This window comes from Flavobacterium sp. UBA2787, from assembly GCA_002352205.1.
Classification (GTDB): Bacteria; Bacteroidota; Bacteroidia; order Flavobacteriales; family Flavobacteriaceae; genus Flavobacterium.
Genome location: DEHZ01000010.1, coordinates 579061 through 603273, shown reverse-complemented (window position 1 = coordinate 603273; position 24213 = coordinate 579061). Strand labels below are relative to the sequence as shown.

The window sequence follows — 24213 nt, the reverse complement described above, 5'->3', positions numbered from 1 at the left end:
AAAATAATTTAAACAAATATATTCAAAATTCGTGCCTTTTATGTCAAATGATTACGTTTATATTTTAGCTATTGAAAGTTCGTGCGACGACACTGCTGCTGCGGTTCTAAAAAATGATAAAGTACTTTCCAATTTAGTTGCCAGACAAAGTATTCATGAGGAATTTGGTGGTGTTGTTCCGGAGTTAGCTTCTCGTGCTCATCAGCAAAATATAGTGCCTGTTGTTGATATGGCTCTCAAAAAAGCCGGAATTACCAAAAACCAACTGAGCGGAATTGCTTTTACGCAAGGTCCGGGTCTAATGGGTTCGTTGTTGGTTGGTAGTTCTTTTGCCAAATCATTATCTATGGCATTGGAAATTCCGCTTTTGGCTGTGAATCACATGCAAGCTCATATTTTGGCTCATTTTATTGATGAAGAAGGTTTTGACAAGCCGACTTTTCCATTTTTGGCACTCACGATTTCCGGAGGTCATACACAAATTGTAAAAGTTTCCGGCTTTTTTGACATGGAAGTAATTGGAGAAACCACCGATGATGCCGTGGGCGAAGCATTTGACAAAACTGCAAAAATTCTAGGTCTTCCCTATCCCGGTGGCCCGTTGATTGACCAATTTGCAAAAGAAGGAAATCCGAAAGCTTTTCCGTTTACTAAACCAAAAGTGGGAGGTTTGAATTTCAGTTTTTCGGGTTTGAAGACACAAATTTTATACTTTGTACAAAAAAATGTGGCTGCAAATCCTAATTTTATTGAAGAAAATAAAGCCGATATTTGTGCTTCTGTGCAGAATATTATCATTAAAATTTTGATGGATAAACTTAAGTTAGCTGTTGAAGAGACCGGAATCAATCAAATTGCAATTGGTGGTGGAGTTTCTGCCAATTCCGGCATTCGCCAAACATTAAAAGACGCTGAAGCAAAATATGGTTGGAAAACCTATATTCCTAAATTTGAATACACCACCGATAATGCAGCTATGATTGGCATTGTTGGGTATCAAAAATATTTACATAATCAGTTTGAAAATGCTTCCGTCGTTTCAAAAGCCCGAATTGAAATATAATGCAATTATTTTATTTTAAAGATATAAACGAACATTCAACTTCTTTTTCATTTGATAAAGAGGAAAGTAAGCATATTGCTAAAGTTTTGCGTAAAAAAGAAGGCGATATTTTATTTGTAACCAATGGTTTAGGGTTTCTGTTTAAAACTGAAATCGCCATTGCTTCCGATTCAAAATGCACTGTAAATATCATTTCATTTGAAAAACAAGAAGAACCAAAATTCCATTTGCATTTGGCGGTTGCTCCTACTAAAATGAATGACCGTTACGAATGGTTTTTAGAAAAAGCTACCGAAATTGGTGTTCAGGAAATCACACCGATTATCTGCGATCATTCGGAACGAAAAGTTATCAAAACAGAACGATTCGATAAAATTTTGCTTTCTGCTATGAAGCAATCTAATCAGTATTTTTTACCTATTTTGAATGAACCGATTACGTTTAAAGAATTTGTAAAAAAGCAATTTAAAGGACAAAAATTCATTGCTCACTGCGAAGAAACAAATAAAAAAACCTTGAAATCAGTTTTAAAAACAAGTGAAGATTGCACGATTTTGATTGGTCCTGAAGGCGATTTTTCTGTTAAAGAAATTGAAATCGCTTTAGAAAAACAATTTATTCCTATATCTTTAGGCAATACAAGACTGCGAACAGAAACAGCAGCTGTGGTGGCTTGTCATACAGTGGTTTTGATGAATGAATAACTTTTGAATATGAAAAAACTTCTTCTACTTTTTTTATTTGGTTTAACTGCAAACGCTCAAGAAATTGCCCTTTTAAAATACAGTGGTGGTGGCGATTGGTATGGAAATCCAACTTCTTTACCAAATTTGATAAAGTTTTGCAATCAAAATATTAATACCAAAATCAAACAAAAGCCGGCGACAGTTGAACCGGGAAGTTCTGATTTGTTTTCCTATCCGTTTGTGCATTTAACAGGACATGGGAACGTGGTTTTTAATGATAATGAAATTCAAAATCTTAGAAATTACTTAACATCAGGCGGATTTTTGCACATTGATGATAACTACGGAATGGACAAATACATCAGAAAAGAAATCAAGAAAATTTTTCCGAATAATGAATTGGTAGAAATTCCATCCACACACAAAATTTTTCAGGGTCCGTTTTCTTTTCCTAACGGAATACCGAAAATTCATGAACATGAAAAACAAAAACCACAAGCGTTTGGTATATTCATAGAAGGAAGACTGGCTCTAGTTTATACCTTTGAAACTGATTTAGGTGATGGTTGGGAAGACGAAGAAGTGCACAATAACCCGAAAGAAGTGCGTGAAAAAGCTCTGAAAATGGGTGCCAATTTGGTTCATTATGTATTTGTAAATTAAATTTTCCTATTTTTATAAAAAATAAAATATGACTTCAAAAACCATCTCATCCGGAATTTTAAGAGCAATTGGTACATTAGTTTTAATTGCTTTAGGTTGTTGGTTTTTATATGCTATTCAATCGATTATAATTTATTTAATTGTTGCACTAATTCTAACCTTAATTTGCAATCCGGTTGTAGAATTTTTAAAAAAGAAATGCAAGTTTAATAATACTTGGGCAGTCATTACAACGATGATTTTACTCCTCATTTTAGTAGCATTGTTCATTTTGATGTTTGTCCCGTTAATCTCCTCGCAAGCACAAAGTTTATCGCTTTTAAATACCGAATCTATCCAAGAAAAAATCATGCTATTATATTACGATTTGAATCTGTATTTATTAGATCGCGGTATACTTATAGAAGATGTTTTTAAAGACACAGACATTGCTTCCTACTTGAATATGAATTTTTTACCTTCGATTTTCAACGGGATTTTATCCACATTAAGTTCAATTGGAATTGGCGTAGCTTCTGTTTTATTCATCACTTTCTTCTTTCTTAAAGATAAAGTCACATTTTTAGTTGGAGCAAAAAAAATTATACCGGATGATCATGAATCCGAAACATTAAATTCGATAGCAAAAATTAATGATTTATTATCTCGCTATTTTATCGGTTTAATTTTTCAGCTTTTAATTTGCTTTGTTTTATATTTTATTGTTTTACTCATTTTTGGTGTTGAAAATGCATTTGTTATTGCTTTTATTTGTGCTATTTTGAATATCATTCCATATATTGGGCCAATGATTGGTAGCATTCTTGCCGCGTCATTAACTATGATTGGTGGAATTGGCAGCGATTTTCAATCTGAAATTTTACCAACTGCTTTATATGTTTTACTTGGTTTTTATATAGTTCAACTAATTGATAACAACATTAGCCAACCATTAATTTTTTCAAACAGTACAAAATCGCATCCTTTGGAAATCTTTTTGGTCATTTTGACAGCCGGTTTTATTTCAGGAATTATAGGGATGATTGTAGCAGTGCCGCTTTATACAATTATAAAAGTGATTGCTAAAGAATTTTTTCCGCAGTATAAAATCGTTCAAGTACTCACCAGAAAATTATAAACCAACCTTGAAAAATTTTGATTTTTTAGCAGTTAAAGAAGTTCGAGATTTTATAGAAACTAATTTAAATGAAAATATTTCAAAATTAGCTTTGCAAAAAAATCCTTTTCCAAACTTAGATTACAAACTAATAATTAATCAATTAGAAGCAAAGTCGAAAGCAAAAGATAAATTACCAACATGGTTTTCAACAAAAAATATAATTTATCCAAGTAGAATTTCGGTTGAGCAAACTTCTTCTGAAAAAACGGCTTTACACAAATCAAAACTCATTTCAGGAAAAAAAATTATAGACTTAACCGGTGGTTTTGGTGTAGATGCTTTTTACTTTTCCAAACAATTTTCTAAAGTTATCCATTGTGAACATAACTTGGAATTATCAGAAATTGTAAAACATAATTTTAGTCAGTTAAAAGTAGATAATATCCAATGCATTTCAGGTGAAAGTGAAGAAATTTTAAGAAAAATCTACGAAAAATTTGATTGGATTTACATCGATCCGTCCCGAAGAAATGATGTCAAAGGAAAAGTTTTCATGCTTCGTGATTGCGAACCTAATGTTCCTGATTTATTGGATTTCTATTTTAACTATTCTTCTAACATTCTGATTAAAACCGCTCCTCTACTCGATTTAACGGCCGGATTAAAGGAATTAAAAAACGTATCAGCCATTCACATCGTTGCGGTAGAAAATGAAGTGAAAGAACTGCTTTGGGAAATTAATCAAGGTTTTGAAGGAAATCCTAAAATTAAAACTGTAAATCTTACCAAAAATAAGGAAGAAAAGTTTGAATTCAATTTAGGTGAATCTTCTGTTGAAGTTAGTTACAGTGAACCGGAAAAGTTTCTCTTTGAACCAAATGCAGCCATCATGAAATCAGGAGGTTTTGATGAAGTTGCTGTTCAGTTTAATTTGAAAAAACTCCACCCACATTCACATTTATATACTTCTGATGAAAAAATTGATTTTTGTGGCAGAGTTTTTGAAATTATCGAAGTAATTCCATACCAAAAAAACGAAATAAAATTACATTTAGAAAACAAAAAAGCCAATATTACTACTAGAAATTTCCCAGAAACGGTAGAAAACATTCGAAAAAAATGGAAAATAAATGATGGTGGAAATTTATATACTTTCTTTACAACTGATCACAAAAACAACAAAATTGTGTTACTTTGCAACAAAATTTAATAGACCTATGAGATTCTTACTTTTCTGCTTAGCTTTCCTATATTTTATACCAACAACGGCTCAAAAAAGATGCGAATATGATGTTGAAGTGAATGACAGCATCGGTTCACTAAAAACCACTAAAGAATTTTTAATGCACGAAAGAAAGTTTGGTAACAATGAAAGTTATGTCTTTTTTTCGCTTTCAAATGATAATGGAACTCCGGTTTTAAATTTCCAATTGGTACATAAAAATAGTGACTTTATAAAAGCCTATTGCATTGATGCGAAAACTAAATTATATCTTCAATTAGAGAATGGAAAAATCATTACGATGCTTCATACAGATGTAGAAAATTGCGGAAGCTTTATGCGAAATGATGAACGAAATGTTAGAATACTTTCGGCAAATTTTTTGTTTCTTAAAAATAATTATGAAGATTTGAAGTTAAGTCCTGTAGTTTCAATGCGAGTAAAATATACTACTGAAACGGTAGATTATATGATTAAAAAAGAATTACAATCTGAATTATTGAACCAATTTAGTCGCCCGCAAAATTATTTCATGGATTACTTGCATTGTGTTGAAAACTAATCACAATTCCAAGTGAAATTAGACACTTTGTCTTTTTCTTCTGTTACCAAATCATAATGCCACCACTCTGATTTAATGATTTTGAAGGATGAATCTTCCATCACTTCGCGAAGCAATTTTCGATTATTTAAAACGGTTTCGGATAAATCTTGGTATAAATGTGCGGATTCTTTCCCAAAATGATCAAAATCGGTTCCCATATCTAATTCATTTCCATCCAAATCAACCAAAGTTATATCTACAGCAGCACCTCGATTATGTATCGAACCTTTGCTTGGATCGGCAACATAAGAAGGGTTCGAAACAATCGCCCACATTTTCTTTTGAACATCCAAAGGTCTATAACAATCAAAAATTTTAATTTTATAACCTAATTTCATAAACTTTTGATTGGCTTCTACTAATTTTTTGATGGTTTTGAATCGTAAATAACATTCAGCACAATCATACACTTTGGCTTTCAAAAAATTATTTTCAGTTGCATAACGCATATCATATACAAAAGCTGAAGAATATTCTTTTAAGTTGACAAATGTTGAATCGTGTACACTCTTTTCAACCTCTTGAATGATGACTTGAGAAAAAGTCGTTTGATAAAAAATAAGAAGTAAAATATAAAGTAAATTCTTCATCAATCTTTTTTTATCGAATTTACAAAAATTATTCCACAAACTCAGACCAGTAAATTTGAATTAATTCTTCGTGTTGCTGATAAAACAAGAATGCTTTTTCTCTAGATCGAAAAGCTAAAAATTGTGGTAAAATAGAAATACCGATATAAGGAGTAAATTTTCCGTCTTTCAGTTGTGGAAAAATAGCATAATTATCCAATTGATTATTCCAACCGCTATTATAAGATTTTAAGAGTTGACTCAATTGAGCTTTTGCTAACGTAGATTTTGCTTGATTTTCTGTTACAAAAACATTTCTGTTTTCTTCATTTACAGGACGGTTTTCATACGATTCAATTTTTGAAAAACTGTCAATATAGAAGCCACTTACCTCATTTAAATCCATCCAACTTTCTAAAAGCTTAGGATTTTCTTCGAGGTATTTCTTTAAAGCTCCAATCTCATCCAGGTTTTTTTTCTGTTGAAGTTCAAGAGCATTCAAACGGTTAATTATGTTCAATTTTTCTTCAGGTGTCATCTATACAACCTTATCTAATCCGTAAAAAATTGCATGCAGTATTTGGGGCTACAAACAAGTACTTAATAAAAAGCTCCGAAAGTTATGATTTTATTGGGAAAACTAATCGATCTTACTTGTAAAAAGTAAAAAAAATCGTTTAAAAGTAAATTATGTTCTCATTCTCAATAATTTATAAAAAATAAATTAAAAGAAATATACATTTATTAAGATTCAGATTGCAATTACAAATTTTGTTTAACTTAATTTAGTATTTAATAAACAATATTTGAGTAAAATTCCCTACACAACCGTAAAAAAACTATGTAAAATATCACTAACTAATTATTTAACAAGTATTTAAGGTCAAGAAACAACTGTTAAAAACATGCTAAATAAAGTTAAAATACTATTTCATATTTTGTTTATTATTAATTTTATAACATTAAACAAAAAACATAAAACTATGAAAAAAATTACTAAATTAACTTGGTTATGTTTACTTTTCTTTAGTAGTATTAGCCTAGCACAAACTGCGAGAGTGCAAGTTATTCACAACTCGCCAGACCTAGCAGCATCTTCTGTAGATGTTTATTTGAATGGTGTGTTACTATTAAATGATTTTCATTTTAGAACCGCCACACCATTTATTGATGCACCTGCCGGAGTTGAATTGAGTATCGACATTGCTCCTTCAACAAGCACCTCTTCTGCTGAAAGTTTGTACAACCTAACCACAACATTAGAGGAATTTGAAACCTACATTATTGTTGCAAATGGTATTGTTTCTCCAACAGGTTATTCTCCAAACCAACCCTTCGCACTAAATGTTTATGTAGGTGGACGAGAAGGAACTGCTGTTGAAAACAACACCGATGTTTTAGTGATGCACGGTTCACCAGACGCACCAACTGTGGATGTAGTTGAATTGGCTGTACCTGCCGGAACTATCGTAAATGATATTTCCTATGGCAGTTTTTCAAATTATTTAGAATTGCCAACAAGCAACTATGTACTGGCTGTTCGTGATGAAACCGGTGCAGCTACGGTTGAAACCTATTCTGCTCCTTTAGCCAATTTATTTTTAGAAACTGATGCCGTAACTGTTTTGGCAAGTGGATTTTTAGATCCTTCTGTAAATAGTGATGGTCCTGCATTTGGGTTGTGGGTTGCACTAGCCTCTGGTGGTGATTTGATTCCACTTCCACTTTTTCATAATCCTACTGCTAGATTACAAGTAATTCACAACTCCCCTGATTTAGCTGCATCTACTGTTGATGTTTATGTAAATGATGAATTGTTGTTAGATAATTTTGCTTTTAGAACAGCGACTCCATTCATTGATGTACCTGCCGGAATTGCTTTAAGTATTGATGTTGCTCCTTCAACAAGTACTTCTTCAGCAGAAAGTTTATATAATTTAACTGCAACATTAGAACCAAGTGAAACATACATCATTATAGCCAACGGAATTGTTTCTGGTTCAGGCTATGCACCCAACCAAGCATTCGCATTAAATGTTTTAGTTGGTGGTCGTGAAGGAACCGCCGTAGAAGATACAACAGATGTAATTGTATTTCATGGTTCAACTGATGCTCCAACTGTTGATGTAGTAGAAACTTCTGTTCCAGCCGGAACGTTAGTTGACAATCTTAGCTATGGAAGTTTTTCAGATTATTTAGAACTTCCGACAAACAATTATATAATAGATGTTAGGGATGAAACAGGAACTGTTACCGTTGCAACCTATTCAGCTCCATTAGCGGACTTATTTTTAGAATTAGATGCAATTACTGTTTTAGCTAGTGGCTTCCTTGATCCATCAGCAAATAGTGATGGTCCTTCTTTTGGACTTTGGGTAGCAAAAGCAACAGGTGGTGATTTAATTCCATTACCATTAGTAGAAACACCAACAGCTCGTTTACAAGCTATTCACAACTCGCCTGATTTAGCTGCTGCTTTGGTGGATGTGTATGTGAATGATGAATTACTTTTGAACGATTTCGCCTTTAGAACTGCTACACCATTTATCGATGTACCTGCCGGAGTTGATTTAAGTATTGATATCGCTCCGTCAACAAGTACTTCCTCTGCTGAAAGTTTATATAACCTTACAGCAAATTTAACCGAAGGTGAAACGTATATCTTAGTTGCCAACGGAATTGTGAGTCCAACTGGATATTCTGTAGGACCAAACTTCGCCATCAATGTGTATGCTCAAGGTCGTGAAGCGGCTTCAAGTCCTGCTAATACAGATGTTTTAGTAAACCATGGTTCGCCAGATGCTCCAACGGTTGATGTGGTAGAAACTTCTTTACCAGCCGGAACAATTGTAGATAATATTTCTTTCCCTGAATTTCAAGGTTATTTAGAATTACCAAACTTGGATTTTACATTAGACGTTCGCGATGCAACCGGAACATTAACAGTAGCTTCTTACCAAGCTCCACTCCAAACATTAGGATTAAACGGTGCAGCTATTACTGTGTTAGCAAGTGGATTCCTTGATCCCTCAGTCAACAGTAATGGACCAGCATTCGGATTATGGGTTGCTTTGGCTTCGGGTGGTGATTTGATTCCATTACCATTAGTAGAAACACCAACAGCTCGTTTACAAGCTATTCACAACTCTCCTGATTTAGCTGCTGCTTTGGTGGATGTGTATGTGAATGATGAATTATTATTAAATGATTTCGCTTTCAGAACGGCTACTCCATTTATCGATGTACCTGCCGGAGTTGATTTAAGTATTGATATCGCTCCGTCAACAAGCACTTCCTCTGCTGAAAGTTTGTATAACCTTACAGCAAATTTAACTGAAGGTGAAACGTATATTTTAGTTGCCAACGGAATTGTGAGTCCAACCGGATATTCCGTAGGTCCAAACTTCGCCATCAATGTATATGCTCAAGGTCGTGAAGCGGCTTCAAGTTCTGCTAATACAGATGTTTTAGTAAACCATGGTTCGCCAGATGCTCCAACGGTTGATGTGGTAGAAACTTCTTTACCAGCCGGAACAATTGTAGATAATATTTCTTTCCCTGAATTTCAAGGTTATTTAGAATTACCAAACTTGGATTTTACGTTAGACGTTCGCGATGCAACCGGAACAGTAACAGTAGCTTCTTACCAAGCTCCACTCCAAACATTAGGATTAAACGGTGCAGCGATTACTGTGTTAGCTAGTGGTTTCCTTGATCCCTCAGTCAACAGTAATGGACCAGCATTCGGATTATGGGTTGCTTTGGCTTCGGGTGGTGATTTAATTCCACTTCCGCAAATACCATTAAGTGTAAATAATTTTGATTTGAATTCCGTTTCATTATATCCAAATCCGGCAAGAGAAACAATAACTCTTTCCATTCCATTTGACTACGAAAATTTCAAAGCAACAATTTACGACCTAAGCGGAAGACAAGTTAAAACCGTTTCAAACCCAAATAATATTGACGTAAGCGATTTAAATAGTGGTATGTATATTATGAATACTACCCTCAACGATCTTAGTTTTAATCAAAAGTTTGTTAAAAACTAAGCATTTTTCAAACCAATAGTTATTGAAGGGTCATCAGCAATGATGGCCTTTCGATTTTATATTTTGGGCATGCCCCTCCGTAAACTGCGGGTCGGGCTATCCGTTGCAAGTCCTCGCCATAACTCCGCAAGCTCCATCATGGCTGTGGGCTTTCCACTGCTATCCCTCATGCGTTGTGATCACTAGAGAAGAAATTGATGAATAATTTAAAATTTTGATGCTATATAAGGAATTATTGTATTTTAGTTGAAAATTATTTGTTTCAAAAATAGAGATATTAAAAGAAAATATGAATGAAGAAGACCTTATCCGTTGGAATAAAATCAAAAATTTTGAATTAGACGAACCCGATATTCCATTAAGTTTTACAGACAGACTTGCAAGAGAAAATGGATGGACAATAGAATATTCAGTTCGAACAATTTTGGAATACAAAAAATTCATTTTTCTTTTAACAATTTCAAATCATCCACTTACACCATCAGATCAAGTTGATCAGGTTTGGCATTTACATTTGCTTTACACTCAGTCATATTGGGACGATTTTTGTGAAAATACTTTAAACAGAAAAATTCATCACGGACCTACAAAAGGTGGAGAAACAGAAACAAGCAAATACACAAATTGGTACGAAAAAACCAAAGAATTTTATTTGGAAACTTTCAAAACAGAAACCCCAATAGACATTTGGCCAACAAGCGAAATTAGATTTTCAGAAATAAATTTTAGAAGAGTAAATTTGAAGAAAAATTGGGTTATCAAAAAACCTTTTTAAATGAAGTATTTATCAGAACTAACTCCGGCTGAAGTTTACATTTTAACAAAAGAGAATGTTACTCACAAAGAACTTTTAAAAATAACTTTTATAGATTTAATTTTAAAACAGGTTCTAAAAACTTTTGAAGTTCAAAGACAACCCCACTTTCGGCATAAAATTAGAATTTATAAATATGTAGGAATTGGACAAAATTTTAAAAACTATAAATCCAAAAATCACGAAAAATTCTTTTTATCAACATACGAAAATGATAATTCAATTGAAATGCTTTTCAGAAATTTAGTAAAAGTTAGTTATCAAAAATCAAAAAACTTATCTTATTTCAAAAATGAACTAATCAAAACGCCAACCTTAAAAAAATGTTTCTCTCAAAATATTTTTCAAACAATATTTAATAGATATAGTCTAACTAAATATGGAAAAGAATTAAAGCAAAAAGTGAAAAAAGAAATTCAAAATCTCAATTCTGAAGTAGCAAGTATAAACACTATCGAAAATCAAAAAGCAATTGAACTTATAAAATTGATCGGCGGAAATATTTTTCTGCTGGAGAATATAAATTATGACCTTTTAGATCAGATTGATTCTGATTTAGCAAATGAAATGAAAAGGAAAGAAATTATATCAGATGAAACTGGTTGTTCGGGTTGTGGATGGAGTTTTGATAATTACTCGTCAAATTTTGATAGTGGTTGTAGCAGCAACAGCGGATGTGGAGGATGTGGAGGTTGCGGAGGATGTGGCTGAAATAAATCTACTACAATTTATGAAAAATCAAAATATCACCATATATGTACTATTCTTATTTCTCCTGAATTATACCGGATACCAACTAATTCCATGGATGCAAGAATTAGCGAATTGGCACAATAGTAAAGTAGATTCAATACTATTTATTTCTGTTACTCTTGCAATATTTTTTCTTGGTTATCACCTAAAAAAATATTTACAAAATAAATCAAAGATTACATTTTGTTGCGGAATTATTCTTTTCTTAAATATTTTTATGTGGGTAGCTATTTTCTCTAAAATTGAGTGTTTTTATTGTAGTCGAGTATAAATAATTAAAGACTTACTAATCATAAAAAGTAGATTCAGTCAAAAACTTCGAGTCTTGCTAACTTTCATGCGAAAAATAAAAGTACTAAAAACAAAAAAACCACCTGAAAAATCAGATGGTTCAATGTGACCCAGTCAGGATTCGAACCTGAGACCTACTGCTTAGAAGGCAGTTGCTCTATCCAGCTGAGCTACTGGGCCATTGGTCGGGGTGGCAGGATTCGAACCTGCGGCCTCCTGCTCCCAAAGCAGGCGCGATAACCGGGCTACGCTACACCCCGAAAAAAAGCGGAGAGACAGGGACTCGAACCCTGGCGACAGTTACCCGTCGACAGATTAGCAATCTGCTCCGTTACCACTCCGGCACCTCTCCTATTCTGCAAAGAACTTAACTTTTTTGCGGTTGCAAATGTAGCTTTTCATTCTTTAGTTTACAAGTATTTATCATGTTTTTTTAATATTTTTTTTGCTTTAGTTTAAAATCACTTAAAAGTCAATTACATAGACAAATTGTCAAAAAAATATTATTGTATGACTTTACCAAATAATAGTAAAAACAACATCCACATCGCTTCAATCAAAAATTATAAAAAATATAATTTTTGTGCTAAAAATAGCTGTAAAATAGTTAATTTCGCAACATAAACAAACGTAAACTCAGTTATGAATAAAAAAGTAGTCATAGTTTCTGCAGTTAGAACACCAATTGGTAGTTTTATGGGAGGTTTATCCACTGTAACTGCATCACAATTAGGAGCAATTGCCATTCAAGGAGCATTAGCAAAAATAAATTTAGATCCAAAACATGTTGATGAAGTACTAATGGGTAATGTTGTGCAAGCCGGAGTTGGTCAGGCTCCCGCAAGACAAGCTGCCATTTTAGCCGGATTACCTAACACTGTTCCTTGTACAACTGTTAATAAAGTTTGTGCTTCTGGAATGAAAGCCGTTATGCAGGGTGCACAAGCCATTCAATCCGGTGATGCCGATGTTGTTGTTGCAGGTGGTATGGAAAACATGAGTTTGATTCCACACTACGTTCATTTGCGTAATGGATATAAATTCGGACCAACAACAATGGTAGACGGCATGCAAAAAGATGGTTTAACTGATGCGTATGACAATAATGCCATGGGTGTGAGTGCCGATTTATGTGCATCTGAATATAAAATTTCAAGAGAAGAGCAAGATGCATTCGCTATTCAATCGTATGAGCGTTCTGCAAAAACATGGTCTGAAGGAAAATTTGATTCGGAAATTGTTCCAGTCGCAGTTCCACAACGAAGAGGTGAACCGATAATTGTTTCAAAAGACGAAGAATTTACAAATGTAAAATTAGATAAAATACCTAGTCTAAATCCTGCTTTCACAAAAGAGGGGACAGTTACGGCTGCTAATGCTTCAACAATAAACGACGGTGCTGCAGCTTTAATATTAATGAGTGAAGAAAAAGCACATTCTTTAGGATTAAAGCCATTAGCATTCATTAAAAGTTATGCAGACGCTGCTCATGAACCAAAATGGTTTACAACTGCTCCAGCAAAAGCTTTACCAAAAGCATTAGACAAAGCCGGCATTTCCATAAGTGACGTTGATTATTTTGAATTTAATGAAGCGTTCTCTGTGGTTGGTTTGGCCAACGCAAAAATATTAGGGCTTGATAGTGCCAAAATGAACGTAAATGGAGGTGCAGTTTCATTAGGTCATCCACTGGGTTGCTCGGGTGCAAGAATTATTGTTACTTTGCTAAATGTATTACAACAAAACAATGCTAAACTTGGAGCTGCTGCAATTTGCAACGGTGGCGGTGGTGCATCGGCAATTGTAATCGAAAGAGCATAATCAAGAAACAGTAAATTTCATGTACGGAATCTGCAATTTAGCCATTATTCCACTCAGAATTGAACCAAATGACCGAAGCGAGCAAGTTTCGCAGGTATTATTTGGAGAACATTTCGAAGTAATCGAACAACTTAAACAGTGGTTTAAAATACGTTTGCAGTATGATAATTATGAAGGTTGGATAGATTCTAAACAATGTCAGATTATTTCAGAAAGTGATTTTATCGAAATTTCAAATAGTGCTTTGATTTTAAATCATGATTTAGTAGAGTATGTAACTACTAAGGATGATTCACTTATTCCAATTCCAATAGGTGCTTCTTTATCATTTTTAAACTTCGAAGGAATAAATACGAATAGTTTTGAGTTCGAAGGATTAAAAGTCACAGGAATAAAGCCTAAAAACGAGTTGATCAAAACTGCTTATATGTATTTGAATGCCCCTTATCTGTGGGGTGGAAAAACACCTTTTGGTATTGATTGTTCTGGTTTTACACAAATGGTTTATAAATTAAATGGATATAGACTACTTCGCGATGCATCACAACAATCTACACAAGGAGAAGCGTTAAGTTTTATAGAGGAAAGTGAACCAGGCGACTTAGCTTTTTTTGATAATGAAGATGGTAAAATTATTCATGTTGGTATTATCATGAATGACAATTATATCATACACGCTAGTGGAAAAGTCAGAATTGATCGTTTAGATCACTTAGGGATTTATAATGCGGAAACGAATCGACATACACATAAACTTAGGGTTATTAAAAAAATCATATAAAAAAATCCCGATTGTTACATCGGGATTTTTTGTTTTACAAAATGTTATTTTAGTTCATTGTAGCCTTTAAAGCTTTATACTTATCTGTCATATCTAACGATGTATAAACATTTAAAAGCGTTTGTTTTGCATCTAAATTATCAGGAGATAATTCAACAACTTTTTCTAAATAAGGTAAAGCATCACTAAAAACTTTTTCACGTTGACGTTTTAGTTCTTCATAGCGTTTGTTGTCTTTGGCAGAATTTCCTAAACCATTCATTTCTTCTACAAGTTTTGTATCGCTATCAAGTTTTACAATCGCTAAATTTAAATAAGCGTTTGAATATTTTGGATTGATCTCAATGGCTTTTAAGTAATATTTTTCAGCATCAGCAGGATTATTAGCTGTTCCTGAAATTACACCTAGATTAAAATACAAATCGGCATCATTTGGAGATTTTTGTAAAACTTCTTCAATCACTCTTTTATATGACGTGTAATCTTTTGAATCTAAATATAAATTAGCTTCAGTCAATGCTAAAGAAGTGTCTTCCGGATTGTCTTTTTTCGCTTCTAATATGGCCTGCAAAGCTTTTTCCTTTTCTCCTTTTTCAACTAAAATAAGGGCATAATTTCTAAAAATCTCACCTCTTTTTGAAGGGATACTTTCATCTCTTGGGTCTGTATGTACTTTTAATTTTACAGAATTATCACGATCTTGCTTAGTTGGAAAAGCCTCTTCTTGACCATTTATGACACTTTTTGCATAATAGCCAACACCTTTTCCAGAGTAATTCAATGCTTTCAACTTTTCATAATAAGAAAAAGCTAAATCGAATTCTTTTCCGTTAACTGCACTGCTAGCAGCATAATAAAGATTAATTGTGTCTTTAGGATTTAAAAGATAAGCGTCATATAATTTTTCTGCACTTTCTTTAAATCTTTTTTCATCGCTGTCTTTAATGGCAGAATTTATTAATTTGTTTTTAACTTCTGTCAATGAATTTTCTGCTTGTTCTGAATATTTTTTCTTCCCGATTTTCTTTTCAGTTGACAACAAATCCTGATAAGATTTTGCTGCATTCTTTAAATTATTTCCGGTTTGAATGTTTTTGTTAGCTAATTCTAACAATGCATTTCCTTTCAAAAAATAAAATTGAGCTTTTTCTTGGTCAGTTGCATTAGCAATAACACCTTCTGCAGCTGACAAAGCATTTTTAACTGCAGTTGGTTCAAAATTTTTAATCGCTTTCTCTAACGCTTTCAATTGATCTTTTTGTGCATAACTGCCCAAACTTAACATCAAAGCAAAAGCGGAGATGATGTATCTACTTTTCATTGTAAATCAAATTTTAGTTAATAATTATTCTTGGGTTTCTTCGTTTTCTTCTGTTTTTTCATCAGTATCATCATCAAAATCAGTAGTCTCTGTTGTAGCTGAATCACCTTCTAGAACGGCTGCACTTACATCTTCAAACTCTACTTCTTCTGCAGCTTCTTCTTTCATAACTTTCGTTACTGCAGCGATTGAATCATTTCCTTTAATGTTAATTAATCGGACACCTTGTGTAGCTCTACCCATTACTCTTAAATCAGAAACTTCCATTCTGATGGTTAATCCTGACTTGTTGATAATCATCAAATCATCCGCATCAGTCACACTATTAATCGAAACTAATCTTCCTGTTTTATCAGTAATATTAAGGGTTTTTACTCCTTTTCCTCCACGGTTTGTGATTCGATAATCTTCTAATGAAGAACGTTTTCCATAACCATTTTCGGATACTACCAAAATCTCACTGCTCATATCATTTACAGAAACCATGCCAATCACTTCATCTTTCTCATCCGCTAAGGTAATTCCGCGAACACCCGAAGCTCCTCTTCCCATTGGACGTGTTTTACTTTCTTCGAAACGAACCAATTTACCGGATTTTACAGCCACTAAAATTTGACTTTTTCCGTTGGTTAATTTTGCTTCTAGCAATTCATCGTCTTCCTTAATAGTAATAGCGGCAATTCCGTTCACTCTCGGACGTGAATATTGCTCTAACAACGTCTTTTTAACCTGACCTTGTTTAGTTGCCATAATCACGTAATGACTATTAATGTACTCTTCATTTTTCAAATCTTGAGTACAAATGAACGCTTTTACTTTATCATCATTTTCGATGTTGATCAAGTTTTGAATCGCTCTTCCTTTCGAAGTTTTGCTTCCTTCCGGAATTTCATAAACCCTCATCCAGAAACATTTTCCTTTTTGAGTAAAGAATAACATGTATTGGTGATTTGTTGCCACAAATAAATGTTCTAAGAAATCTTGATCTCTTGTTCCTGCACTTTTTTGTCCAACTCCTCCTCTATTTTGTGTTTTGTATTCCGATAAGTTTGTACGTTTAATATATCCGGCATGTGAAATAGTAATTACCACATTTTCATCGGCAATTAAATCTTCAATACTTACATCACCACCGGCATATTCAATTACAGAACGTCTTTCATCACCATATTTATCGCGAATTTCAACCAATTCATCTTTGATCACTTGCATTCTCAAATCTTTATTAGCCAATAATTCTCTTAAATGCGTAATCAATTTCATAATTTCTTCGTACTCGGCACGCAATTTATCTTGCTCAAGGCCGGTAAGTTGACGCAAACGCATTTCAACAATCGCACGAGCTTGAATTTCGGATAATGAGAATCGTTCGATTAATTTTGTACGAGCTTCATCACCATCTTTCGAACCTCTAATCAAAGCAATTACTTCATCAATATTATCTGAAGCAATGATTAAACCTTCTAAAATGTGAGCTCTTTCTTCTGCTTTACGCAAATCGAATTTAGCTCTACGAACCACTACATCGTGACGGTGTTCAACAAAATAATGAATCAATTCTTTTAGATTCAACATTTGCGGACGACCATTTACTAACGCAATGTTATTTACGCTAAACGATGATTGTAATTGTGTGAATTTATATAAGGTATTCAAAACCACATTCGGAACTGCATCACGTTTTAATTCGTATACAATTCGCATTCCGTTTCTATCCGATTCATCACGGATATTTGAAATACCTTCAATTTTTTTATCATTAACTAAATCGGCCGTTTTCTTAATCATATCAGCCTTGTTGACCTGATATGGAATTTCGGTTACAATGATAGCATCTTTTCCATTACTTTCTTCAAAAGCAATTTTGGCACGCATCACAATACGACCACGACCTGTTTTGAAGGCTTCACGAACACCTTCATAACCATAAATGATTCCGCCAGTTGGGAAATCGGGAGCTTTGATGTGTTCCATCAATTCATCAATCTCGATTTCATTATTGTCAATGTAAGCCAATGTTCCATTAACAACTTCAGTAAGATTGTGAGGCGGCATATTTGTTGCCATACCAACTGCAATACCCGAAGCTCCATTAATCAAAAGATTAGGAACTTTAGTTGGCATTACTTTTGGCTCATATAAAGTATCATCAAAATTCAATTGAAAATCTACGGTTTCTTTTTCGATGTCGGCCATAATTTCTTCCGAAATCTTTTGCATTCTGGCTTCCGTATAACGCATCGCCGCCGGACTATCTCCATCCACCGATCCAAAGTTACCTTGACCATCAACTAAAAGATAACGTAAGCTCCATTCTTGAGCCATACGAACCATTGCATCATAAACAGATGTATCTCCGTGTGGGTGATATTTACCTAAAACTTCTCCGACAATTCTAGCGGATTTCTTGTGAGCTCTATTCGAAAAAACTCCTAAATCATACATTCCGTAAAGTACTCTACGGTGTACAGGCTTTAAACCATCTCTAACATCCGGCAATGCACGTGACACAATTACTGACATCGAATAATCGATGTACGCTGATTTCATTTCGTCCTCGATGTTAATAGGAATCAACTTTTCTCCTTCAGACATATGTATTTATTGGTTAAAAATTATAATTATTTCAAAACGTGCTAATATACGGATTTCTGTACTTTTTGAAAGCTTTTTATCGAACTAATTTCAATGATTTATTAACAAAAATGAGGTGTTTTTTGGTTAATAATTAAACGTAACTTTAACTTTCATAATTCAAATATTTTTTGTCAATTAGCTGACAGTAGATATGAATGGGAATAGTTTTTGCATTTACCAACCATATTTAGTAAATTTACCTTTAAAAAGAACTGCTATGGATGATAATTTTTCTCCAAGAGTCAAAGATGTAATCACGTACAGTAAAGAAGAAGCCTTGCGTTTAGGGCACGACTTTATTGGGACTGAGCATTTGATGCTAGGAATTTTGAGAGACGGAAATGGTAAAGCAATCACTATTTTGAGCAATTTAGATATTGATTTAGAATATTTACGTAAGAAAGTAGAAATACTTAGTCCGCCTAACCCAAATGCTGAAGTGGGTAACGAAAAAAAGAATCTTCACCTTACCCGTCAAGCGGAAAGAGCGTTAAAAACTACTTTTTTGGAAGCCAAAGTTTTTCAGAGTTCTTCCATCAGTACTGCACATCTTTTGCTTTGTATTTTAAGGAACGAGAACGATCCGACAACAAAATTACTTAACAAGCTAAAAATCGATTACGATATAGCGAAAGAACAATATTTGAATATGATACCGAATAACAACGAAGACGAATATACTGACAGCTTTCCAAAAAACGAATCTTTTAATGAAGATTCAGGACAAGATGACAGTTTGAAAGAAGGTAACTTTAATAATCCCGGAAGTAAAACCAATAAAAAATCAAAAACACCTGTTTTAGATAATTTTGGACGTGATTTAACTGAGTTAGCCGAAGAAGGAAAACTTGACCCGGTTGTGGGTCGTGAGAAAGAAATCGAACGTGTTTCACAAATTTTAAGCCGAAGAAAGAAAAATAATCCGCTTTTAATTGGTGAACCAGGTGTTGGTAAATCTGCCATTGCCGAAGGTTTAGCGTTGCGAATCATACAAAAGAAAGTATCCCGAATTTTATTCAACAAACGAGTAGTTACGCTTGATTTGGCCAGTTTAGTTGCCGGAACAAAATACCGCGGACAGTTTGAAGAAAGAATGAAAGCGGTGATGAATGAATTGGAAAAAAACGATGACATTATTTTGTTTATAGATGAAATTCATACGATTGTAGGTGCAGGTGGAGCAACTGGTTCGTTAGATGCTTCGAATATGTTTAAACCCGCTTTAGCCAGAGGCGAAATTCAATGTATTGGTGCTACAACGTTAGATGAATACCGTCAATATATTGAAAAAGACGGTGCATTAGAAAGACGTTTTCAAAAGGTAATTGTTGAGCCTACTACGATTGAAGAAACAATTACAATTTTGAATAATATTAAAGGTAAGTACGAAGATCACCACAGTGTGACGTATACGCCTGAAGCGATTGATGCTTGTGTGAAATTGACCAGTCGTTATATGTCTGATCGATTCTTACCGGACAAAGCGATTGATGCGTTAGACGAAGCCGGTTCACGCGTTCACATCACCAACATCGAAGTTCCGAAACAAATTTTGGAACTCGAAAAACAATTGGAAGATGTTCGTGAATTGAAAAACACTGTCGTTAAAAAACAAAAATATGAAGAAGCAGCTAAGTTGCGTGATGATGAAAAACGCATCGAAAAAGATTTAGCAATTGCTCAAGAACAATGGGAAATTGATTCTAAAAACAACAGAATCACCGTAACGGAAGATAATGTTGCCGATGTTGTTTCAATGATGACCGGAATTCCTGTAAACAGAATTGCTCAAACTGAAAGTAATAAATTGGCTCATTTACCGGAATTAATCAGAGGAAAAGTTATTGGTCAAGACGAAGCAGTGATGAAAATTGCCCGTTCAATTCAACGTAATCGTGCCGGATTGAAAGATCCGAACCGTCCGATTGGTTCGTTCATTTTCTTAGGTCAAACCGGTGTTGGAAAAACACAATTAGCGAAAGTTTTAGCGAAAGAATTATTCGATTCTGAAGATGCTTTGGTTCGTATTGATATGAGTGAATACATGGAAAAATTTGCAATTTCCAGATTAGTCGGAGCTCCTCCGGGATATGTTGGCTACGAAGAAGGTGGTCAATTAACCGAAAAAGTACGTCGCAAACCGTATTGTGTTGTGTTATTAGATGAAATTGAAAAAGCTCATCCCGACGTATTCAATATGATGTTGCAAGTGTTAGATGATGGTTATTTAACGGACAGTTTAGGTCGAAAAATCGATTTTAGAAATACCATTATCATTATGACTTCCAATGTGGGAGCTCGTCAATTGAAAGATTTTGGTCAAGGTGTTGGATTTGGTACTGCGGCAAAAGTTTCGCAAGCAGATGATCATTCGAAAAGTGTGATTGAGAATGCGTTAAAGAAAACTTTCGCTCCTGAATTTTTGAATCGTATTGATGATGTGATTGTGTTTAATGCTTTAGAAAAAGAACACATCGATTTAATCATCGAAATCGAATTGAAAAAATTATATGCTCGAATTAAAGATTTAGGTTATACGTTGAATTTATCAGATAAAGCTAAAGCATTTATTGCTGATAAAGGTTTTGATAAGCAATTTGGAGCACGACCATTAAAAAGAGCCATTCAAAAATATGTTGAAGATTCATTAGCCGAAGAAATTATCACTTCCAAAATTGGAGAAGGTGACGAAATCTTTATGGATATTGAAGACGATGCTCAAGAATTGAATGTAAAAGTTCAAAAAGCAGAGAAACCAACAAGTTAAACATAACAAAATTGTAAGCCACGAATTCACGAATTAAAGTAAAACTATTTGTGAATTCGTGGCTTTTTTTATTCCATCAATTAAAAACAATGTTAGACAACAAATTAATTTTAGGTAGCGAAGAATGGTGTTCTTTCCCAGAATTAGGAATTCCAACTATCAAAGCCCGAGTAGATTCCGGAGCCAAAACCTCTGCCCTACACGCCATCAACATCAGTCCGTTTATTAAAGAAGGTGAACATTGGGTGAAATTTGATATTAATCCGATTCAGAATAATGTCAAAACCATCATTCATTGTCAAGCTCCTTTAATCGACAAACGAGTAGTAAAAAGTTCAAGCGGATTTCGTGAGCAACGTTTTGTAATTCAAACGCAATTGCAATTGGGAGAATCCAATTGGACGATTGAAATGACGTTGACTAATCGAGATTCAATGGGATTCCGAATGTTGTTAGGTCGCGAAGCGATGAGCGGACGAGCGATGGTTGATCCGGAAAGGAAATATTTGTTAGGAGATAATTCAACCGATAAATTAAAAGACTTATATCCGGATGTTTTAAAAGAGCGTTCAGGTTTAAAAATCGGACTTTTAGCCAGCAATCCTGAACTTTACAGCAACAAACGAATTATGGAAGCCGGTGAACGCCGTGGTCACGAAATGCAATTTTTAAACATCAAAGAATGTTATATGAAATTAGATGCCGACACGCCCGAAATTCATTACCGAGGTGGAAAAGTTTTGAATGAATTGGATGCTGTCATTCCGCGAATTCGTCCGAATATTACCTTTTATGGTTGTGCGTTGACGCGTCAATTTGAAGCGTTAAAGATTTTTTGTTTAAATTCTTCTTCTGCAATTACGCAGTCGCGAGATAAATTATATTCGTTGCAATTGCTTTTGAATAACGGAATTGACATCCCAACCACCGGATTTGCCAATTCACCCTTAGATACCGATGATTTAATAAAAATGGTTGGCGGAACACCTTTAATTGTCAAACTTTTAGAGGGAACGCAAGGAAAAGGAGTTGTTTTGGCCGAAACTAAAAAAGCAGCAGAAAGTGTTATTAATGCTTTTAAAAGTCTGAATGCAAACATTTTAGTACAAGAATTCATCAAAGAAGCTAATGGAAAAGATTTGCGTTTATTTGTGATTGATGGAAAAGTAGTAGCGACCATTCAACGCGAAGCATTGGCAGGAGAATTCAGAGCCAATATTCATTTAGGTGGAACGGCTTCGGTTATCAAACCAACACGTGAAGAAAAAATTATTGCTGTTAAAGCTGCTAAAGCGATGGGTTTAAAAGTTGCCGGAGTTGATATTATCCGTTCGAGTAAAGGACCACTTTTGTTGGAAGTAAATTCGTCTCCCGGTTTAGAAGGAATTGAAGGTGCAACCAATAAAGATATTGCGGGTGAAATGATTAAGGCGATTGAGAAGAATTTTAAGGTGAAATAAAAAAAATCCCAAAAGCGTAATGTTTTTGGGATTCTTTTTTTAATCAATTTCTATCTCAAAACTCCTCAAAAAAGCAATAGAGTTTTCAATGTCATAATGCAAAATACGATCTTCTTTTACAAACGGAACTTCTGTTCGATAAGAAGCGATAAATTGCTCAATAAACTCACTGGATTTCAATGGTCTTCTAAACTCAATGGCTTGCGAAGCATTCATCAATTCAATAGCCAAAATGCGTTCTAAATTTTCAATTATTTTAAAACATTTTGTTGCCGCATTCGCACCCATACTCACGTGATCTTCTTGTCCGTTACTGGAAACAATACTATCAATACTGGCCGGAGTTGCTAATTGTTTGTTCTGACTTACGATACTCGCAGCCGTGTATTGCGGAATCATAAAACCGGAGTTCAACCCTGGATTATCCACTAAAAATGCAGGTAATCCACGAAGACCGGAAATCAATTGATAGGTTCTTCTTTCCGAAATACTTCCTAACTCTGCTAACGCAATTCCAAGAAAATCTAATGCCAAAGCTAATGGTTGTCCGTGGAAATTTCCACCTGAAACGATAATATCTTCGCCTACAAAAACATTTGGATTATCGGTTACAGAATTGATTTCTGTTCGAAAAACTCTTCGCACATAATCCATTGTATCTTTTGAAGCTCCGTGAACTTGCGGCATACATCGGAAAGAATACGGATCTTGAACGTGCGTTTTCTTTTGACTGATAATTTGACTTCCATCTAAAAAATCAGTGATTCGCTGAGCGGTTTCAATTTGCCCTTTGTGCGGACGAACCAAGTGAATCAATTCGTTAAACGGATCAATTCGACCATCAAAACCTTCTAAAGAAATGGTTCCAATTAAATCGGCCAAATAGGATAATTTATACGATTTTAATAAAATATGAACACCATAAGCACTCATAAACTGCGTTCCGTTCAACAATGCCAAACCTTCTTTGGATTGTAAAACGATAGGTTTCCAATTAAAATGAGCGAGAACTTCTTTAGAATGGACTTTTTTCCCTTCAAAATATACTTCACCTTCACCTAACAATGGTAAACTCAAATGTGCTAACGGAGCCAAATCGCCCGAAGCACCTAAAGAACCTTGCGTATAAATTATTGGTAATACATCATTGTTGAAAAATTCTATCAATCGCTCAACCGTTTCTAATTGAACGCCTGAATTTCCATAACTTAATGATTGAATTTTAAGTAATAACATCAACTTTACAATCGAATTCGAAACTTCATCACCTGTTCCACATGCATGCGATTTCACTAGATTTTCTTGAAGTTGTGAAAGATTTTCATTTGAAATTTTCACATTACACAAAGACCCAAATCCGGTATTTATACCATAAATTGGATCGGTTTGCGATTGCATTTTCTTATCTAAATAATCACGGCATTTCTGAATGTTGACTTTCGCTTCTTCCGATAAAGCCAGCGATTTATTTTCAAGTATAATTTGATTGATAGTTTCCAACGAAAGTAGGTCGGAACTGATATAATGATAATGGTCCATTTATTGTTTGGTTGAGGTTTCAAAATTCCGCAAACGTTTGCATAAATGCAACATAATTGTGGTTTTTTTAA

At 34.1% G+C, this 24213-nt stretch carries 18 protein-coding genes and 3 tRNA genes; 13 read left to right on the top strand and 8 right to left on the bottom strand.

Annotated features, from left to right (window positions below):
* Positions 1–40: 40 nt before the first annotated feature.
* The 6 genes from tsaD to B4N66_RS09315 are packed head-to-tail and all read left to right on the top strand — an operon-like array spanning position 41 to position 5295.
* Positions 41–1063, top strand: coding sequence for a tRNA (adenosine(37)-N6)-threonylcarbamoyltransferase complex transferase subunit TsaD (gene tsaD / locus B4N66_RS09340; protein ID WP_291094186.1), 1023 nt, complete (start codon positions 41–43; stop codon positions 1061–1063).
* Entirely contained in the window at positions 1063–1767 is a 705-nt protein-coding gene (locus tag B4N66_RS09335) for a 16S rRNA (uracil(1498)-N(3))-methyltransferase (RefSeq protein ID WP_291094185.1), read from the top strand. The genes tsaD and B4N66_RS09335 overlap by 1 nt, the downstream gene beginning before the upstream one ends.
* Before the next feature lie 9 nt (positions 1768–1776).
* Positions 1777–2412 carry a DUF4159 domain-containing protein gene (locus B4N66_RS09330; protein ID WP_291094183.1) on the top strand — a complete coding sequence of 212 codons (636 nt, stop codon included), beginning with the start codon at positions 1777–1779 and terminating at the stop codon, positions 2410–2412.
* Between the two features lie 28 nt (positions 2413–2440).
* The gene (locus B4N66_RS09325; protein ID WP_291094181.1) at positions 2441–3529 is read left to right on the top strand and encodes an AI-2E family transporter; all 1089 of its coding nucleotides are present in this window, start codon (positions 2441–2443) and stop codon (positions 3527–3529) included.
* Between the two features lie 7 nt (positions 3530–3536).
* The gene (locus B4N66_RS09320; protein WP_291094179.1) at positions 3537–4721 is read left to right on the top strand and encodes a class I SAM-dependent methyltransferase; all 1185 of its coding nucleotides are present in this window, start codon (positions 3537–3539) and stop codon (positions 4719–4721) included.
* A gap of 7 nt (positions 4722–4728) precedes the next feature.
* Positions 4729–5295, top strand: a complete 567-nt coding sequence (locus B4N66_RS09315; RefSeq protein ID WP_291094178.1) for a hypothetical protein — start codon at positions 4729–4731, stop codon at positions 5293–5295.
* Here the strand turns inward: B4N66_RS09315 and B4N66_RS09310 are convergent.
* Complete coding sequence (locus tag B4N66_RS09310; RefSeq protein ID WP_291094176.1) at positions 5292–5927, bottom strand: M15 family metallopeptidase; 636 nt, start codon at positions 5925–5927, stop codon at positions 5292–5294. The two genes, B4N66_RS09315 and B4N66_RS09310, sit on opposite strands and share 4 nt — an antisense overlap.
* A 28-nt stretch (positions 5928–5955) precedes the next feature.
* On the bottom strand, positions 5956–6426 hold the full coding sequence (locus B4N66_RS09305) for a hypothetical protein (RefSeq protein ID WP_291094175.1): 471 nt from the start codon (positions 6424–6426) through the stop codon (positions 5956–5958).
* 463 nt (positions 6427–6889) lie between these two features.
* Here B4N66_RS09305 and B4N66_RS09300 point away from each other — a divergent pair, with 463 nt between their 5' ends.
* The 3 genes from B4N66_RS09300 (at position 6890) to B4N66_RS09290 (ending at position 11483) form a co-directional block, all read left to right on the top strand.
* Positions 6890–9958 (top strand): DUF4397 domain-containing protein, encoded by a 3069-nt coding sequence (locus tag B4N66_RS09300; protein ID WP_291094174.1) that lies wholly within the window; start codon positions 6890–6892, stop codon positions 9956–9958.
* A gap of 289 nt (positions 9959–10247) precedes the next feature.
* On the top strand, positions 10248–10733 hold the full coding sequence (locus tag B4N66_RS09295) for a glycine-rich domain-containing protein (protein ID WP_291094173.1): 486 nt from the start codon (positions 10248–10250) through the stop codon (positions 10731–10733).
* Positions 10734–11483 carry a hypothetical protein gene (locus B4N66_RS09290; RefSeq protein ID WP_291094172.1) on the top strand — a complete coding sequence of 250 codons (750 nt, stop codon included), beginning with the start codon at positions 10734–10736 and terminating at the stop codon, positions 11481–11483.
* Between the two features lie 439 nt (positions 11484–11922).
* Here the strand turns inward: B4N66_RS09290 and B4N66_RS09285 are convergent.
* The 3 genes from B4N66_RS09285 to B4N66_RS09275 form a co-directional block, all read right to left on the bottom strand.
* Positions 11923–11996, bottom strand: a tRNA-Arg gene (locus B4N66_RS09285).
* Positions 11997–11998: 2 nt separating this feature from the next.
* Positions 11999–12076 (bottom strand) — tRNA-Pro (locus B4N66_RS09280).
* 8 nt (positions 12077–12084) lie between these two features.
* Positions 12085–12168, bottom strand: a tRNA-Ser gene (locus B4N66_RS09275).
* 290 nt (positions 12169–12458) lie between these two features.
* On the opposite strand from B4N66_RS09275, the gene B4N66_RS09270 reads away from it, so the two are divergent.
* Positions 12459–13637: an acetyl-CoA C-acyltransferase gene (locus B4N66_RS09270; protein ID WP_291094171.1), complete on the top strand. Its 1179-nt coding sequence runs from the start codon at positions 12459–12461 to the stop codon at positions 13635–13637.
* A 19-nt stretch (positions 13638–13656) separates the two neighbouring features.
* Complete coding sequence (locus B4N66_RS09265) at positions 13657–14418, top strand: C40 family peptidase (RefSeq protein ID WP_291094170.1); 762 nt, start codon at positions 13657–13659, stop codon at positions 14416–14418.
* Positions 14419–14467: 49 nt separating this feature from the next.
* On the opposite strand, the gene B4N66_RS09260 is transcribed toward B4N66_RS09265, so the two are convergent.
* Together B4N66_RS09260 and gyrA are read right to left on the bottom strand one after the other, a co-directional pair.
* Positions 14468–15739, bottom strand: a complete 1272-nt coding sequence (locus B4N66_RS09260; protein ID WP_291094169.1) for a tetratricopeptide repeat protein — start codon at positions 15737–15739, stop codon at positions 14468–14470.
* Positions 15740–15763: 24 nt separating this feature from the next.
* Positions 15764–18334 carry a DNA gyrase subunit A gene (gene gyrA / locus B4N66_RS09255; protein ID WP_291094168.1) on the bottom strand — a complete coding sequence of 857 codons (2571 nt, stop codon included), beginning with the start codon at positions 18332–18334 and terminating at the stop codon, positions 15764–15766.
* A gap of 259 nt (positions 18335–18593) precedes the next feature.
* Here gyrA and B4N66_RS09250 point away from each other — a divergent pair, with 259 nt between their 5' ends.
* Both B4N66_RS09250 and rimK read left to right on the top strand, forming a co-directional pair.
* Entirely contained in the window at positions 18594–21143 is a 2550-nt protein-coding gene (locus tag B4N66_RS09250) for an ATP-dependent Clp protease ATP-binding subunit (RefSeq protein WP_291094167.1), read from the top strand.
* Between the two features lie 89 nt (positions 21144–21232).
* Positions 21233–22603, top strand: a complete 1371-nt coding sequence (gene rimK, locus B4N66_RS09245; RefSeq protein WP_291094166.1) for a 30S ribosomal protein S6--L-glutamate ligase — start codon at positions 21233–21235, stop codon at positions 22601–22603.
* A 39-nt stretch (positions 22604–22642) separates the two neighbouring features.
* Here the strand turns inward: rimK and hutH are convergent, their stop codons facing one another.
* Positions 22643–24142, bottom strand: a complete 1500-nt coding sequence (gene hutH, locus B4N66_RS09240; protein WP_291094165.1) for a histidine ammonia-lyase — start codon at positions 24140–24142, stop codon at positions 22643–22645.
* Positions 24143–24213 lie beyond the last annotated feature (71 nt).